At 57.8% G+C, this 16,380-nt stretch carries 17 protein-coding genes; 10 read left to right on the forward strand and 7 right to left on the reverse strand.

Annotation, left to right across the window (positions count from 1 at the left end):
• Window positions 1-173 precede the first annotated feature (173 nt).
• Window positions 174-350, forward strand: a complete 177-nt coding sequence (locus tag HY010_04600; GenBank protein MBI3474988.1) for a hypothetical protein — start codon at window positions 174-176, stop codon at window positions 348-350.
• Window positions 351-376: 26 nt separating this feature from the next.
• On the opposite strand, the gene HY010_04605 is transcribed toward HY010_04600, so the two are convergent.
• The 3 genes from HY010_04605 to HY010_04615 all read right to left on the reverse strand — a co-directional run bounded on the left by HY010_04605 (window position 377) and on the right by HY010_04615 (window position 2,772).
• Window positions 377-1,351 carry a substrate-binding domain-containing protein gene (locus tag HY010_04605; protein ID MBI3474989.1) on the reverse strand — a complete coding sequence of 325 codons (975 nt, stop codon included), beginning with the start codon at window positions 1,349-1,351 and terminating at the stop codon, window positions 377-379.
• A 188-nt stretch (window positions 1,352-1,539) separates the two neighbouring features.
• Window positions 1,540-2,241, reverse strand: a complete 702-nt coding sequence (pyrF, locus tag HY010_04610; protein ID MBI3474990.1) for an orotidine-5'-phosphate decarboxylase — start codon at window positions 2,239-2,241, stop codon at window positions 1,540-1,542.
• 21 nt (window positions 2,242-2,262) lie between these two features.
• Window positions 2,263-2,772: a septal ring lytic transglycosylase RlpA family protein gene (locus HY010_04615; GenBank protein MBI3474991.1), complete on the reverse strand. Its 510-nt coding sequence runs from the start codon at window positions 2,770-2,772 to the stop codon at window positions 2,263-2,265.
• 538 nt (window positions 2,773-3,310) lie between these two features.
• Here HY010_04615 and thiD point away from each other — a divergent pair.
• Window positions 3,311-4,171 carry a bifunctional hydroxymethylpyrimidine kinase/phosphomethylpyrimidine kinase gene (gene thiD / locus HY010_04620; protein ID MBI3474992.1) on the forward strand — a complete coding sequence of 287 codons (861 nt, stop codon included), beginning with the start codon at window positions 3,311-3,313 and terminating at the stop codon, window positions 4,169-4,171.
• A 24-nt stretch (window positions 4,172-4,195) separates the two neighbouring features.
• Here thiD and HY010_04625 read toward each other — a convergent pair whose 3' ends face one another.
• Window positions 4,196-4,630, reverse strand: coding sequence for a hypothetical protein (locus tag HY010_04625; GenBank protein MBI3474993.1), 435 nt, complete (start codon window positions 4,628-4,630; stop codon window positions 4,196-4,198).
• 303 nt (window positions 4,631-4,933) lie between these two features.
• Between HY010_04625 and HY010_04630 the strand changes: the two genes are divergently transcribed.
• The 6 genes from HY010_04630 to HY010_04655 all read left to right on the forward strand — a co-directional run bounded on the left by HY010_04630 (window position 4,934) and on the right by HY010_04655 (window position 10,186).
• Window positions 4,934-6,148, forward strand: coding sequence for a hypothetical protein (locus tag HY010_04630; GenBank protein ID MBI3474994.1), 1,215 nt, complete (start codon window positions 4,934-4,936; stop codon window positions 6,146-6,148).
• Window positions 6,149-6,222: 74 nt separating this feature from the next.
• Window positions 6,223-6,543, forward strand: a complete 321-nt coding sequence (locus tag HY010_04635) for a PspC domain-containing protein (protein ID MBI3474995.1) — start codon at window positions 6,223-6,225, stop codon at window positions 6,541-6,543.
• 174 nt (window positions 6,544-6,717) lie between these two features.
• The gene (locus HY010_04640; protein MBI3474996.1) at window positions 6,718-7,521 is read left to right on the forward strand and encodes an alpha/beta fold hydrolase; all 804 of its coding nucleotides are present in this window, start codon (window positions 6,718-6,720) and stop codon (window positions 7,519-7,521) included.
• Between the two features lie 56 nt (window positions 7,522-7,577).
• A complete protein-coding gene (locus HY010_04645) occupies window positions 7,578-7,979 on the forward strand; it encodes a hypothetical protein (protein MBI3474997.1) in 402 nt (133 codons plus the stop codon).
• Between the two features lie 44 nt (window positions 7,980-8,023).
• Window positions 8,024-9,316, forward strand: a complete 1,293-nt coding sequence (aroA, locus tag HY010_04650; protein MBI3474998.1) for a 3-phosphoshikimate 1-carboxyvinyltransferase — start codon at window positions 8,024-8,026, stop codon at window positions 9,314-9,316.
• Between the two features lie 120 nt (window positions 9,317-9,436).
• A complete protein-coding gene (locus HY010_04655; GenBank protein MBI3474999.1) occupies window positions 9,437-10,186 on the forward strand; it encodes a methyltransferase domain-containing protein in 750 nt (249 codons plus the stop codon).
• A 76-nt stretch (window positions 10,187-10,262) separates the two neighbouring features.
• On the opposite strand, the gene HY010_04660 is transcribed toward HY010_04655, so the two are convergent.
• Window positions 10,263-11,135, reverse strand: a complete 873-nt coding sequence (locus HY010_04660; GenBank protein ID MBI3475000.1) for a DUF4097 family beta strand repeat protein — start codon at window positions 11,133-11,135, stop codon at window positions 10,263-10,265.
• A 232-nt stretch (window positions 11,136-11,367) separates the two neighbouring features.
• On the opposite strand from HY010_04660, the gene HY010_04665 reads away from it, so the two are divergent.
• A complete protein-coding gene (locus HY010_04665) occupies window positions 11,368-11,928 on the forward strand; it encodes an NADH-quinone oxidoreductase subunit B (protein ID MBI3475001.1) in 561 nt (186 codons plus the stop codon).
• Window positions 11,929-12,098: 170 nt separating this feature from the next.
• Entirely contained in the window at window positions 12,099-12,401 is a 303-nt protein-coding gene (locus HY010_04670) for a Rieske 2Fe-2S domain-containing protein (GenBank protein MBI3475002.1), read from the forward strand.
• Between the two features lie 540 nt (window positions 12,402-12,941).
• Here the strand turns inward: HY010_04670 and HY010_04675 are convergent.
• The gene (locus tag HY010_04675) at window positions 12,942-14,186 is read right to left on the reverse strand and encodes a DUF1501 domain-containing protein (GenBank protein MBI3475003.1); all 1,245 of its coding nucleotides are present in this window, start codon (window positions 14,184-14,186) and stop codon (window positions 12,942-12,944) included.
• A gap of 135 nt (window positions 14,187-14,321) precedes the next feature.
• Window positions 14,322-16,334, reverse strand: a complete 2,013-nt coding sequence (locus HY010_04680) for a DUF1800 domain-containing protein (GenBank protein ID MBI3475004.1) — start codon at window positions 16,332-16,334, stop codon at window positions 14,322-14,324.
• Window positions 16,335-16,380: the final 46 nt, after the last annotated feature.

Below are 16,380 nucleotides of genomic sequence, written 5' to 3' on the forward strand. Positions count from 1 at the left end.
GACGCCCGCAATCGTGTAAAATCATCGAGGCGAGTACAACGCACGGCTATCCGCGTGTGCCAATCCAGCCGTTCAATCCGGCCGATTAATCAGGCAAAGTCTGGTTACTCCCGCAAATTCCAGGTAGAACCCCGGCCTCGGCCGATGGGTACATTCCTGTCAGGAGACTTGAAATGAAGATCGCAAAAACAGCTGACCGCAAGAAGGTCATGGACACTTCGAAATCGACCGCCTGCCCCAAGTGTGGCAAGGATACCCGCATCGTAAAGCGCGTGAAAGACCGTGAACGCGGCGTGCCGGGCGGAGTCTACATTTCGTGCTCGGGCTGCGAGTTTTTTGAGAAGTTGTAGGAAGACAACTCCCGGTTCCCCGATGCTCAATTCTCAGTAAGAGAAGCGGCCTGTTTGGCGCGTGGCGGACTTTCCCTTTTTTCTGGTGTCAGTCCCGTCGAAATCGGCCGGAGCGAGTCCAGACTGGGGAACGATTGTGCGGGCACCCGGTGCTGATCGGGTGGCTGAATTTTCGACTGAAGAGCATTGACGGCGATATCCAGCGCTGCGCCCGCCACGGCAGGCACGATCACGGTGGCGGTCAATAGACCCGATCCGACCCAGGATTGCCCCGTCTTCGGAAGACCGTCGACTCCAAGAAATAGCAAGTCAGACCACGGATACACCTCGTGAGCTGACTTCACGTCCTCAAACGCCCGTCTGGCGCCGATGGCAATGGAGTCGTTCTGGCCCACCACAGCATGGATTGCCTGCTGGCGCGACGTCGACAGCTTCAGCCACGACGCAACAGCGTTGTGGCCACCCTCTTCCGTCCAATTCGAGCTCTTGAGAATCTTCAAATCGATGTTGTTCGATCGCGCCTGCTGCATGCCGGCCATGCGCTGCTGTGCCGCCAGACTGCTTGACGGACCCTGTATGTACAGCGCAGATCCACCTTGAGGAAGGATCGCTGCCAGCTGGCGAGCCTGAATCTGTCCAACCTCGGTGTGATCGGAACTCACGGCAAAACTAGGGACTGCTGATTTTCGGCGCAAGCTCGCCAGCGAAGCAGCGTCGCGATTGAGAACGACCCACGCAATCCCCGCATTTACGGCTGCGTTTCCGACTTGCGGAAACTCCGTTCCACCGGCTGGTTCAACCAAGATTCCTGATAAGGTCGACTTGTATTTGTGAATGATGTCGAGCAGTTGCGAACTCTGCGTGACCGAGTCGTTGTCGGCATACAGAATTTCCAGGTCGACGTCGAGATGCAAGGCAGCTGCTTCGGCTGCTCGGGCTTGCTCGCGTTGGTAGTCGTTTTCGCGGGTAATCAGGGACAGAACAAACTTGAATTTGCTCAAGCAATCCAAATCGTCTTGCCCGGCGGTGGAGATTCTCTCCCCAGCACTGACTCCTCGGGGCGGCACAAACCCGAACGGGGACAGCCGCACGAATCGATTCCGCCTGAATGTAGCCCGGCCTACCGACAGGGTCAAGGTATCGGAGATACACCGTAGTATCGGACCGTTCGCCGGACCGGTGGAAGAGCCTAGCTGGCGATCTGACTGAGAACCGCTCTCGCCTCAGCTGCCGGATCGGCGGCCTCCGTGATGGGGCGTCCGACGACGATCTGGGTTGCGCCGGCGGCGATTGCCTCCGCGGGGGTCACGACTCTCGCCTGATCATCCTTCCCGCTGCCGGCAGGGCGCACGCCGGGCGTGACGATCACGAAATCCTGGCCCAGTTCCTCACGCAGAGCAGCAGCCTCGTGAGCCGAGGCGACAACTCCTCCACATCCGCTCGACAGAGCCAACGCTGCAAGCCGCAGGACCTGGCCGACGACCGTTCCGCGAATTCCGATCGTGTTCAATTCGTTTTCATCGAGGCTGGTGAGCACCGTGACCGCAAGAATGAGCGGATTGCTCGCCTGGGCGGCAGCAGCCTGGGATGCTGCTCGCAGCATCGGGCCTCCGCCTGAGGCATGGACTGTCATCATGCTGACCCCCAGCTGCGCTGCTTCCCGGACAGCGCCGCCGACGGTGTTCGGAATGTCGTGATATTTCAGGTCCAGGAAGACGCGTCGTCCTGAACTCACCAGCTCGCGGACGATCGCCGGGCCTTCCGCGGTGTAGAGCTGCATTCCGACTTTGTAAGTCGAGGCAGAATCGCCCACGGCCGCCACGATCTTCCGGGCGGCCGCAGCCGATGAGACATCCAGGGCAACAATCAGACGCTCACGCGGGTCTGTCATCGCTCCTGAGTTTATAGGGTTTTACTGCAGGCTGGCTACAGTTTGCAGCCGCGCCACGGCAACGGGCTTCACCAGGTCCAGGCGGACCTTCTGAATGCCCCGTCCCTCGAAGCCGAGGACCCGGGCGGTGTTATACGACACGTCAATGATGCGGCCCTCTACAACCGGACCACGGTCGTTAATGCGTACCACGACCGCTCGTCCGTTGCGCAGGTTGGTGACCCGCACGAACGAACCCAGTGGCAATGTCGGATGAGCAGCTGTCATAGCCTGCATGTCGAAGGGTTCTCCGCTGGCTGTTGCTTTCCCCTGGAAATAATCTCCGTACCAGGAGGCGGTTCCCACTTCGTATGGACTGTTCTTGATTGGTTTGGATCGCCGGCTGACGGGTTGGATCACCGTCGGCTTGTTTGCTACCTTGGCGGCTTCCGAGCTGTTTGGCCCGGATGCGGCTCCGGCTCCCAGGCTGGCAACCGATAAAAGCACTGCCAGACTTTCGGCTAAACGTCGTCGCATTCGTTTACCTCGCATCTCTAAAGTCGTTCGCTATAGCTTCGTACCCCTCGAGTTGATCTCGTAATGCTACCGACCATGGGAACGCCATGTCAACCGGAAAATCCCTGTAGTGAATTAACTAAGTGGTAATTAATCAATGACTTAACCGCATGAAAAATTGACCATTTCCCCCTATGTGATTGAAACTTAACACTACGGTTCATTAACTAAACAGTAAATAAGCCATGTCCAGTCTCCCAAGAAATCTTTCAAGTGGTTTTGGAATGACAGACTTAAGCAGATATTTGATGTAACATAATTAAAAACATATACTTACAAATTTGAAATATTACTAAATAGTAATCAAATAAATGGCTTATCAGTTAATTCCTGTATCACTCCCGATTGCGGCAGGCAGTTGGAGCAGAGACGTGGCCTGCCGCGTCTCCGACAAAGGCTGCGTCGGCGGAGGTAGGGAAGCGAGGTAAGTGCCGCCTCAGCTATGAAGTTTGGCGAGACTGGTAGCCCGAAGTGGCGTTCCCATGCGCGACATTTCGGTTTAGAGTGGACCTTCATGGCCGGAACTCCGCCGATTGTTCTCACCATCGCTGGTTTTGATCCCTCGTCCGGAGCCGGGATCACGGCCGACATTAAGACGATTGCGGCGCATGAGTGCTTCGGCGTCGCCTGCATTACAGCCCTGACCGTGCAATCGACGCAGGGGGTCAGGAGGATCGAGCCGGTCGCGCCCAACGATATCGCCGCGACCCTCGACGAACTCGTTTCAGATCTGGAAATTGCGGCGGTTCACATCGGAATGCTGGGGACCGTGGATGTGGTCCGGACGGTGGTGGAGTTTCTAAGCCGCCAGCGGCTGCCGCATGTGGTGCTCGACCCGATTCTCAAGTCCAGTTCTGGCGCCGAATTGCTGGATGCCCCGGGATTGCGGCTGCTCATCGAAAAGCTGATCCCGCTGGTCGAGGTGATTACACCGAACCTGGCCGAAACCAGCGTCCTGACCGGGCTCCCAGTCGCAAATCTGGACGACATGCGAATCGCGGCCGCGAAACTCCACGAGATGGGAGCGGTCAATGTCGCGCTGACCGGTGGCGACCTGGAAAAGGCTACCGACTTGTTGAGCTTTACAACCAACGGGAGAGTTGAGCAGGAAGTCTTCAAGTCGGAGAGATTGCGGTCGAATTCCACTCACGGCACGGGTTGCGCCTTCTCAACTTCCCTTGCATGCCATCTGGCACAGGAGCGGGGATTGCCGGAAGCCGTGCTGTTGTCGAAAGCGTACGTCGCGGCGGCGATTGCGCAAGCATATCCGATTGGCAAAGGCGTAGGTCCACTCAATCATCTGTTCCGGATGAACCGCCAGCGGAGAGTGAGTGCGCCCGTCCACGAGGCGGAATCGGCGCATTCCAGGAACTGAAGAGGCGAGGTCTGGGGAGGGGCTTTACGAAGCCTTCTTCAACAGGCAGCCTGCGACAAAGGCTGCGACAGCACCCAACAGCCACTCGATCCGCCACAATTGCACGGCCTGCCAGTCGATCATGGTCCGGGTGCTGAACACGATCCCGACTCCCAAAGCTCCCAAGAGGCAAAGAACTCCAATCGCAAAGGCCACGAAAGGAGCAATGGAGAGGCCCAGGTTCTCACCCAGTTCGAACAACTCGGCGGACAGGGCGCTGTTCTTCAAACGAGAGATGGCACTGGGATGGAGGTCGGCTCGTCCCGAGCCACAGGCATGACAGAAACGGGAGTCGACAATAAACTCGGCTCCGCAGCGTTCACAGGCGTCCACCAGATCCGTATGCCCAGTGGTTGTGGTCGCCGCCGGCATGGGCGGACGCCAAAACTCGTGCTGGGTGGATTGTGCTGCTTCTGCCATAACACCCTCTTTCCCCAAACTGACTTTCGCAACCCAATCGCCAAAGGAAACCACTGTAAACAAGCTGTTTATCGGCTGATCTTCGGCAAAACTACAGTCCACCCCGGCAAGAATTACGCGATCTAACGCGAATTTCCCATTGTGGGGGGATATATAAGGCTTGCGCAGTACCCGCCTTGATTCTCATCGAACCCGTAACCAGCACCCGGTCGCTGGTAGCCAGCCAACGCGATCTCAACCCTACCCAACTGGCTGCCGGTACTGGGTACTCGATACTGCCTTTCTCGGGTAGACTAGAAAGTCGTGGATCGATTCCATCCCCCGGGCCGCCCGGCCCTTCTGGCAGTGCTGCTGTTCGTTCTGGCTGAAGTTTGCACCCCCGCCGATTCTGCCCCGGTCACCGTCTATCGTCCTTCGGACCCGCAAAATCAGGTTGCGTTCGATCGCCTGTATAACCTCGACTATGACGCAGCCATCCAGAACTTCGAGAAGGTACTGGCCCGGCATCCCAACGACCCGTTCGCGGTGAATCACTTGCTCTCGGCGGTGCTGGTGCGGGAGTTGTATCGGATCGGCGCGATGAATACTGGCGAGTACTCGAATGACAGTTTCGTCGGCCAGGTTCACCGTCCGCCAGACCCGGCGCAGAAAGAACGCATCAAGCAGCTGGCGCAGCAAGCGGAGAAGCTCGAAGAGGCGGAACTCTCCCACAATCCGAATAACGTCGACATGATCTACGCTCGCGGTGTGACCCGCGCGCAGTTTGCAGCCTATACCGGATTGATCGAGCGCGCCTGGTTTTCTTCTCTGCGCAATGCGGTGGGTGCCCGCCATGACCATGAGCGCGTGCTCGAACTCTCGCCACAGAATCAGGATGCCAAGCTGGTCGTGGGCACGCACAACTACATCATGGGAAGTCTGCCGCTGGCGGTGAAAGTAGCGGTGGCGATGGTCGGTCTGAGCGGAGACAAAGAAAAGGGCATCCGGCAGTTGTCCGAAGCCACGCACGCCAATGGCGAAACCAGTGTGGATGCCGGAGTCCTGTTGATGCTCTTCTTGCGCCGGGAGCATCGCTATGCGGAAGCGCTCGAAATAGCGCGTTCGATCACTCCCCGGTATCCGAGGAACTTTCTGCTGTCGTTGGAGGAAGGCAATCTGCTGCGCGCAATGGGCAAGAACCGCGAGGCCGACGACCAATATCGCCGCGTCTGGCAGAACGGACGCGATGGCAAGTACGGCAACCTGCATTACGAAATCGCCGCGATCGGACTCGGTGACTTGTTGCGGAGCGAAAGAAACGATGCGGCGGCGGCGACCGCCTACGAAATGGTAAGCGACGTCCAGGCGCCGGATCCGGAGTTGCTCCAAAGAGCGAACTTGAATGCCGGAGAGATGTACGACCAACTCCAGAAACGCGACTTGGCGATGAAAAAATACCAGGCTGTAGTGGCCACGAACTCTGCAACCGGTGAAGCCGAAAAAGCGCGCCGCCGGATGAAAGACGCATATCGGGAGTAGCGCCGCCAGACAGGTTGCCGCCGCTACGAAACTTTCCACCCACAATCTCCGTATCACTGAATGGGGAGGTGTCTATGTACTGCAACGCCTGTGGCAAGCCGATCGCCGATGACGCCCGTTTCTGTGCCTACTGCGGCACCGTCCTGGGACAAATGCCGGCACCAAAGAAGATGATGCGACCGCGTGCCAATCGATCGGTTGCAGGTGTCTGCGCCGCCGTCGGGCACTATCTCGACCTCGATGTCACGGTCGTCCGGGTTGTGTGGGCCCTGATCGTTGTCATGTCCGGAATTTTTCCGGGAGTGATCGCCTACGCGATCGCGTGGGTTGTGATTCCGGAAGAGCCGCTGTTCCTTCCGGCAGCGAACGTTGGGCAGCCCATCACCCACGGGTAGGCGCTTTCAATCGCCCGTTCTTAAGGTTCTGTCATCCCGAGCGAAGCGAGGGATCTGCAGTCCTCCCCGCAAGATGCAGATCCCTCGCTGCGCTCGGGATGACATTTCTGAAACTCGGACAGTCTCTGAAATCTGATTCGTTTCCCTAATGTTGCGTCGGCGTAAACTCGCTGCATGCCCCGCTTCCGATCCGATGATGCCGAACTCTCCTACGAAATCGTCGGGAACGGCCCGCCCGTTGTTTTGCTCCATCCGTTTCCAGTCCATCACGAATTCTGGAATCCAATTGTGCCGACGCTCAGGTCGCGATACCGGCTGATAATGCCGAACCTCCGCGGACACGGCGATTCCGATATCGGACAACGGCCAGCCTTGATGGAAAAACATGCCCGCGATCTGGATCGATTGTTGGGCGAGGCAGGCGAAAGCAAAGCGACCTTCATCGGCGTCTCCATCGGCGGATACATTCTGTTCGAATTCTGGCGGCGATTTCGAAACCGGGTGAACGCGCTGGCGATCTGCGATAGTCGTCCGCAGGCCGACACGGCCGAGGCTCGCGCGAATCGCCTGAAAGCGGCGTCCGACGTGCTTGAGAAGGGAACTGGCCCGTTCATCGAAGGCATGATCCCGAAATTGATGGGCCGCACGACCCTTGGCAACCGTCCTGATCTGGTCGACGGCGCTCGCCGCATGATGACGAAGATGTCGCCGGACGATATCAACCTGGTACAGCGCGGAATGGCCGAGCGTGTCGATTCGGTGGCGGACCTGAAATCGATCTCTGTGCCAACGCTGATCCTGATTGGAGAAGAAGACACCCTCTCCACTCCTGCAGACGGTGAGTTGATGCGCCAGCATATTTCTGGAAGCCAGTTGAAAATTATTCCGAAGGCGGGACACTATGCGCCTTGGGAGCAACCGGAAGCGGTCGGAGTGGTGCTGAGACAGTTTCTGGATGGAGCCAGAGGCAGTGTCTAGTACATGTGTCTCACGTCACAGAATTACGTGATGCGCCTCTGCTACTATCCCTCAACATGCTGCACACCTTCCTCGTCCCCGAGAAGACGATCGTTTCCGCCAAGGGAGACGGTTCGGCCGTTGAACTCAAGGTCGCCACTGGCCGTGTTTTTCTGCTGGCTCTTGCAATTACCAATGTTGTGGAACAAGAGTCGATCGACGTCAGCATTTACGGATCAGCGGACGGAGTGGCATGGGATCCCAAACCCCTGCTGACATTTTCGCAACAGTTTTATCTCGCGGAAGTGCCGCGCTTACTCGATCTGACGGCGCAACCTGACGTGAAGTTGATTCGCGCACACTGGGAAGTCGCGCGCTGGGGACGCCACGGTGAGCCGGCGATGTTCGAATTCCAGGTCAGCTTGCGCGAGGTTCCGGCCGAGATGCTGGCGGAAGCAGTCGGCCGTCGGCCTGCCTAGGGCAGCCCACCTCGGATCAAATTTCTCCGATATATTTGAAGTGAATGACTGATCGTTCCAGCGCAAGTGTGCGTCCGGCAAGCGGTGTGCAGGGCGTGGTTCGTATTCCCGGGGACAAATCCGTTTCCCATCGCTATGCGATGCTGTCCGCGATCGCAGACGGCACCAGCCGTTTTCATAATTTTTCTGCCGCACAGGATTGTTTCAACACGCTCGGCTGCATGCGCGCTCTGGGCCGTGATTGGAAGCGAGCGGACGACGGCGCGATCGAAGTCCAAGGCCTCGGGACGCGACTCGCGGCGCCCAGTGAACGGCTCGACTGCGGCAACTCCGGTTCGACGATCCGAATGTTGAGCGGGATTCTCGCTGGACAGCCGTTCACAAGCGAAATGTTTGGAGACGCGTCCTTATCGGGTCGACCCATGAAGCGCATCATGACGCCGCTCACGCAGATGGGCGCCCGCATCGAATCGCTCGAGGGTGGACGGCCTCCGCTGAAAATTCATGGCGGGGCACTGAAGGCAATCCATTACAAGCCCGAAGTCGCAAGCGCGCAGGTGAAAACGTGTGTCCTGTTTGCTGGACTGTTCGCCGATGGAGAAACGATTGTCGAAGAGCCGATTCGAACGCGCGATCATGGCGAGCTGGCGTTGCGCGCATTCGGCGTGGAAGTTGCCCGCAGCGGAACCGTCTCGCGGATTCGCGGCGGACAGAAACTCACCGCCATCGAAGCACACGTCCCGGGAGATCTTTCGAGCGTCGCATTTTTTCTTTGTGCGGCCGCGCTCTATCCTGATTCGCACATCACACTGCCGGGAATCCTGATGAACCCGACGCGCGCCCGACTGCTCGATATCCTGATCAACATGGGATTGAGAATTTCCGTCGCGCATCTCGAAGAACATCACGGCGAACTTATCGGAGCGATCGAAGCGCAAGGCGGAACATGGAAGGGCGGCACGATCACCGGTGCCGACACAGCCGCACTGATCGATGAAATCCCAGTACTGGCAGCCACTGCGCCGTATTCCGAGAATGGACTCGAAGTACGCGACGGCAAAGAATTGCGAGTAAAGGAATCCGACCGCATATCAGCCGTGGCGACGAATCTGCGCAAGATGGGTGCCGAAGTGGAAGAGCGGCCCGACGGGTTGCGTATCCCCGGACGGCAGAAGTTGCACGGTGCGGAACTCGACTCGTTCCACGATCATCGCATCGCGATGGCGTTTGCAATCGCAGCGCTCCGCGCCGAAGGTGAAACGGTGATTCACGGAGCGGAGGCTGCGGGAGTATCGTATCCGGCGTTTTTTGAAGACCTGAAGGCGCTGACGCAGTAGGCTGCGAGCTGCGAGCTACGAGCGACGAGCTACGAAAAAGGTCAAGCAAAAGCTGGGAAGACTAAGGTTGTGGGGGGCGCGAAGCCCGAAGCCCGCAGCTCGAAGCAGTATCAATCAAATATGACATCCGACAAACAAACCCCCGATGATCGCCTGCAACAGGAATTCAACCGCTGGGCTGACGAAGGAGAAGGCGCGAAGATGGAGCGCCATCATCTCGACATCACACAGAAAACCTTGCGCCTGATGGATCTTCGACCGGGCGAGCGCGTGCTTGATCTCGGTTGTGGCTCCGGATGGGCGACGCGATTGCTGGCCCGCATGGTCGGCGAAGGTCCACAGGGATTTGGACAAGTCATCGGCATCGATATTGCCGACGAGATGGTGCGGCAGGCGCGGGCCGAGTCCAGAGACTTTGAAAACATTATGTTCGCGGTAGGCTCGGCGGCGCAGATTCCGTGGGAAGAAAATTTCTTCGATAAAGTGTTGTCGGTCGAGTCGTTTTATTACTATCCCGACCAGGAACGTGCGCTGGCCGAGCTATTTCGCGTGATGGCTCCGCGGGGACGGCTGTTTATCCTGATTAATCTCTATACGGATAATCCGTACTCACTGCAGTGGGTGCCGAAGCTTAAGGTGCCAGTGCATGTGCGCTCGGCGGAGGAGTATGTGGAATTGCTGAAGGCGCATGCGTTCGAAAATGTCGAGTATCGCCAGATTCCCGATGACACGCCGACGCCGGACAATTACAAAACGACATCGTTCCACTCGCTCGATGACCTGAAGGCGTTTAAGCGTGTCGGGGCGTTACTGCTGATGGCATCGAAGCCTGATGTGCGCAATCCGGGGCCGGCGTACACGATTTACTAGCGGGACGCTGCTAGAGACAGCAGATCCCTCGCTCCGCTCGGGATGACAGAATCTCTACACAGCATCACAAGCTGTTCTAGATTTCGTCATCGTCATCGTCGTGGTTATTCTTCCGCTCCAGGCTCTTGGCTGGGCTTAGTGGACGATTGTCGTTCGCATGCAGGATTGCGATGTGGCCATTCACGTTGGAAAGTTTCACGTGCGTGCCACCTCCGCCGAGTTCGCCGCGAAGGCTGTTTCCCACCATGTGGCGCGATACCGGCAGTCCAAAATCGTTGGAGATCCCACCGGACACTGTGTTGGCCTCGACGTCCGCGTGCGCGTCCGAGGGTAGAGTCAGGCGCATACCACCGTTTACCGCCGAGAGTTCCAGTTGCGAGGATGGCATGCGGCTCATGCTGGCGTCGAGTTCGCCGTTGACGGTGTTGAGATCGGCGCGGCCTTCCAGATTGTGAGCCACGAGGCGTCCATTCACGCACGAGGCGTGCACATCACCGGCAACATCCTGGATGTCGAGCGAGCCGTTGACTAGCTTGATTTCATCGAGCCGTGCATGGCGCGGAACTACCAGCGTGTACTCGACGCTGGCCGGGTTGTCGTGTCGGTCGTTCCAGAAATTATTGTCATGATTGGGATACTTCGTGTGGATGACAAGGTCGTTCGCACTGGCATTGATTTCAATGCGCGCCTCGGCGAGGTGTTCCTTGGTCCATGCGTGCTTGACGGCGTCGAGCTTCACTTCGTTGCGGTCCCAGCTCGTAATGTGCACGTTGCCATTGATGTTATCGAGCTCAATGCGTCCGTCCGCGGACAACTGGTAGACCTGGTGAAATTCCTCGGTGAGTGGGCCCTGGTCGGATGCTTGTCCGACCGCCGCGAAAAGAAGCAGGACAGAAAGTGCACCCGATGTTGCGCCCAGCCAGGTTGCAAGTCTCGATTGCCGATGCATGAAGGCCTCCAGTTGTCATGTTAGACGAGGCGCGTTGGATTTGGTGAGTGGACGGCGCGAGCATTGAGCCTTCGAGCGGCGACCAGGCTGAAGCCTTTTGTTTCAATCGGTTACGAATCTGCGGGATTCGCTCCCAGGTTGCTCGGAGCCCGTAGCTCGCAACTCGAAGCTACCGAACCCTGTGACCCGCATCACAGCGCGAGGTGCGCAAGCCAAGTAGCCTTTTCTTACCATGAGCTGGCTTCAGAACCGATTCGAAAAGAATTTCATGATCACGTCGGTGGACTACGTCTTCAACTGGGCGCGCAAGTCGGCGCTCTGGCCGATGACGTTTGGCCTGGCGTGCTGTGCCATCGAGATGATTGCCTCATCCACGTCGCGATTTGATATCGCGCGCTTCGGTTCCGAAGTATTTCGTCCCAGCCCTCGGCAGTCAGACTTGATGATCGTGTCGGGAACCGTGTCGCTGAAGATGGCGCCGGTTGTAAAGCGAATCTACGATCAGATGCCGGAACCGAAGTGGGTGATTTCGATGGGCGCGTGCGCGTCGGTCGGCGGCCCGTTTAATACCTATTCGGTATTGCAGGGAGTGGATCGGATCGTGCCGGTGGATGTATACGTTCTGGGTTGTCCGCCGCGTCCGGAGAATCTGTTTTACGGGTTGCTGAAGTTGCAGGACAAGATCGATACCATGACGCTCGCCAAGAAGCCCACCGAAGTCCGCTTGCAGCCCGACATGATGGACGATTTCAAGCGGCAAGTCATGATCGCGCAAACGATGCAGCCGAAATAGTGGCAGCTGCTAGGCGCTGGCTCCTAGCTTGTGGCTCTTAGCTGTTGGCTCTTGGCCATCCGATATACGCCCGTCGTGGTCCAACCGTCTTCCCTTATACTGTTTGTCATCCTGACCCTGAGCTTGTCGAAGGGGAAGGACCTGCTTTCCCTTGCGTTCCCCAAATCCTCATGGCCTTCACCAGACTCGCTTCCCAATCCGAACTCCCCGGCGTGAACGAAGTAAAGGAATTTTCCTGCGGCGGCAAGATGATCTGTGTCTCCAATGTAAACGGCGAAATCGGCGCCATGGATAACACCTGCCTGCATCGTGGAGGACCCTTGGGAGAGGGTGTGGTCGAAAACGGAAAAGTGATTTGTCCGTGGCACGGCTGGGCCTGGGATCCGAAAACCGGCGAGGCGCAGGCACCGGGAGCGAAGATTGCGGTGTATCCGGTGAAGATTGAGGATGGAGTTGTGCTGATTGAGGTTTGATAGACACCGATGAAGGGATTCTCTAAAATCCAGGCATACTCAGTTCTGGTGCTCTCTGGGATCGGCGTTTTGGTCTCCATTAGCCTTTATATCTTAGGAGTGACGCGTATCTACGAGTTCCCCGCAAAGGACAAGCAGTCTCTGTTTGTCGGTATTTTCGTGGTTTGGCTTTCAACGGTGACAACTGCGAATCGACTTACCAAGGATTTCAGACCTAAGGATTTTTGCAAAGCAGCTCTGCGTGGCTGCCCGCCTTGGATGAGAATCGGATTGTGGGTTGTCATAGGGGGCGCGTTCGCCGTCTTGTTTTTGCCAACTCTCACGGGAATGGGCTCGGGTGATTCCCGCCATGCATTCATATTGTTTCCAATATTCTTCTACGTGACTTCGTTTTGCGTGACGTACTCGCTGATCAATGTTGAAAGCGACAATTCAATGCCTCGCTGTCTAAACGGGCATGCACTCTCGCCGCTAACGAAGTTTTGTGACGAATGTGGCGCATCTGCTGCAACCGAGACCAGTATCGCAATTCAATCTCGTCTACCCTAGCAATCTCAGAGAATCTCCTCGCTGAGACTCAAAGCCCGGGAAAACAGTCTTCAGATCGTTGTTACCCAGATACCGCGACACGACTTCCCCCAGCACCGCGCGGAAGTCAGTCGTCACCGCCAGATCCCGTCCTTCGTAAAGTTGCGATTGATTCAGCCCCGGCCAGCGGCCGTAGACTTTGCCGCCCTTCACCGGGCCGCCTAAAACGAACATGGCGTTGGCGTGGCCGTGGTCGGTGCCGCGGTTGCCGTTTTCTTTGGCGGTGCGGCCGAATTCGGACATGGTGACGATGACGGTATCTTCGGCGAGGTCGCCGAGATCGGTCCAGAGCGCAGAGATCGATTGCGAGAATTCGGTGAGGACGTTCGCGATCTGTCCCTGGGTGCTGCCCTCGTTGACGTGGTGATCCCATCCGCCGATGTCGGCGAAGGCAACTTGCACGCCGAGATTCGCTTTGATGAGTTGCGCGAGTTGTTTCAGGCTTTCGCCAAACCGTCCGCGCGGATAATTGGCGGCCGCGTTGGGCGTGTACTTGGACGGGTCGGCGGCTTTCAGCATTTTGACCGCGTCGAACGTCTCCTGTCCGGTGCCGTGCAGTGTGGTGTCGACGGAGTTCGCGTACATGGCTTCGAATGTATTCGCGATCGGAGCCGTTTTTGGATTGTGTCCGCCGACCGAGAAATCATTCAGGTTGTTGATGGCGACGGCAGTTTCTTTCCCGGCCAGAATGCGCGGCAGGGAAGGGCCGAGCGCGATGGCGCGAAAGGCCGCTTTGTCCGCGGGCATGTCGTTGTTATGCAGCGCACGGTTGAGCCAGCCATCTTCCGTAGCTTTCATGCCAGGCGTGCCTGACTCCATGTAATCCTGCGCGTCGAAGTGCGAGCGTGTTGGATCGGGAGATCCGGCCGCGTGCACGATGGCCAGATGTCCTTGCTTCCATAGCGGCTGGAATGACGACATCGACGGATGCAAGCCGAAGAGTCCGTCGAGGTCGAGCACCGACTTTCGGGGAATGTTGATGGTCGGGCGCGCGGCATAGTACGCAGACTCGCCATGCGGCACGACGATGTTGAGGCCGTCGGCGGCACCGCGCTGGAAAAGCACCACCAGGCGCTTGGGCCGCGATCCCGGTTCGGCAGCGCCGAACGCAGCGCGCGTGAGAAAACTCGGCAACGCCGCTGTCCCGACCGCCGCCAGTGCGCTATTGCGAACGAAAACTCTGCGAGTGATGGGCATGGAAGAAGCTCCTGGCTTCTAGCTACTGGCTGCTAGCAAGCCGGACCTGAAATAGGCTCCTAGCTGCTCGCAAACTCGTACGTTCCTGGTCGAAAACAAGGAGGTTGCCAGAAGCTAGTAGCTAGAGGCTAGCAGCTATCTTCTCTGAAACTCCGGCGATCCCAAAATCAATCCCGTGATTGCTGCCACGTTCGGCGGACGCTTTACATCGTCCAGTTTTTGCTGGCTGATCTTCGGATCGTCCAACTGCTGGCTGATCGTATCGTGCGTTTGTTTGGAGACGTCTCCGGCGAGCAACGAATTTTCGAGCGCCGCCAGCGTCTGCTGCGCGTCTTGAGCGGCGGGCGCCAGATGCGTTGTATCCACGGCGACGCCGCGCACTTTTCCGGCGGCCATGCCTAACGCAAAATTCATGCGGCCCAATAGTGCCGAAGAATTCACCCACGCATCGGATTTCATCGAATAGCCCGTCGGCGGCTGCATGGCGTACGGAGCCATGCCCATAGTGTTGAGTGTCCCGAGTACAGCGCGGGGATCATCCACTTGCGCTCCGCTTGCTCGTACCGCTGAGACTACAAATTCGAGGGGCGTCTTTACTTTGGCGCGGTAGGCTTCGGGTGTCCAGAATTCTTCGGAAGCAAACATCGTGCGCAGTACTTCACGAATGTCGCCGTGTTTCTTGAGGAAGGTCTGCGCCATGCGATCGACCAGCGTGGGCGGAGGGTCGTCGGCGACGAAGCGCATGGCAAGTTTCTGCGAGATGAAATGCGCGGTCTTTGGATTCCGCGCGAGCATGCGCAAGACTTCCAGTCCTTCTTTTTCGCCGTTCTCCTTGATCTTGTGTCCGAGCACCATTTTCGTGCCGGGCTCGTGCATGCGCGGATCGAAGTGGAAACCAGCACCGTTCTTGGGCTGCTCGATGGTCCAACCGGTAAACACTTTTGCTACTTCGGTGACGTCCTGCTGGGAATAGCCGCCGTTCACGCTGAGCGTGTGCAGTTCCATCAACTCGCGGCCGTAATTCTCGTTCAGGCCGCTAGCTGTCTTGGCTTTCCCTTTCGCAGGACGAGCCCCGGGGCGGTGATCGTGACTTCTTTTGCGATTGCGCGGAGCGATACCCAAGCCCACTTCCGAATCGGGTCCGACGCTCAGCCAGTTATCGAGATAGAACAACATTGCCGGACTCTGTGCGGTCGCGACCAGCAGGTCTTCAAATTTTCCCAGCGCATGCGGACGAATCACGTCGCGTTCGTAGCTGGTGAGCAGAATCCTGTCGGAGCCTTTGTTGATGAAGATATTGAAGTGGTTGAACCAGAAGTCGGTCATGACTTCGTCGAGCTGGCGTTCGCTATAGACGGCACGCAGCAACTTCGCCTGCGTCAGTTCACCGATGACGACGCGCTCGGGGTTCTCCAAGGCCATCAGCGTCTCTTTTTGCTGCGGCGTCATGCCTTCCATCAGGGCGTCGGCTTTCTGGCCATTCATGTCAGACGCAAGCGCGAGTTGTTCGTCGGCCGGCAGCTGGAGAATTTCTTTGAGGCGTTGATCAGCCGGCATGGCGAGCAATTCCTGAATCTTGCGCCGGGCCGCGCGCCGGTTTTCCTGGCGATCGTCACTGGGAGGCTCGGCCTGCATGTCGGATATCGGCTTCTCTCCATCCGCGGAAGCCATCGAAGGATCGGCGGCCGAATTCCTGCTGGCGCCGGTTGTTTCTTCCTTTCGATCCTTCCTGTTTTCGTAGCGCTGCAACTGTGCTTCATAGACGGCGCGCTTGGCCGGATCATTCGGCAAATCGGCCCGGCCATTGGCCACCTGCCGGATCACCTGGTTGGGAGGAAAGTTTTCGACCAGCTCGCGAGTGTTCATCCGCAACGTTCGGAAAGGAGCGAGGCGGGCTTGCAGGGCTGTGTCGTCGATTCTTTCGGGATGGAGTTGCGCATCAATCCATTTATCGACGCCGATTTGAGTGACCCGTTGTACGTCTCCGGGACGAGGTCCGAATGTCAGGCGATTCAAGGCGTGGACGGCGCGCTTCTGTTCGTCCATGGCCCCGGCGTTTGTGGCTTTTCGCTTGGCGTCGAGTTGGGATGCCAGACCCGCAATCAGCAGGAGTCCGGTAGCGACGGCGAGATGGCAGTCGCGAAGCATTCCCATACTTCTCGATTGAACCCAGTTTACGGAAAGAAGTTGCAGG

Source organism: Acidobacteriota bacterium, from assembly GCA_016196065.1.
Taxonomy (GTDB): domain Bacteria; phylum Acidobacteriota; class Terriglobia; order Terriglobales; family Acidobacteriaceae; genus Acidiflorens.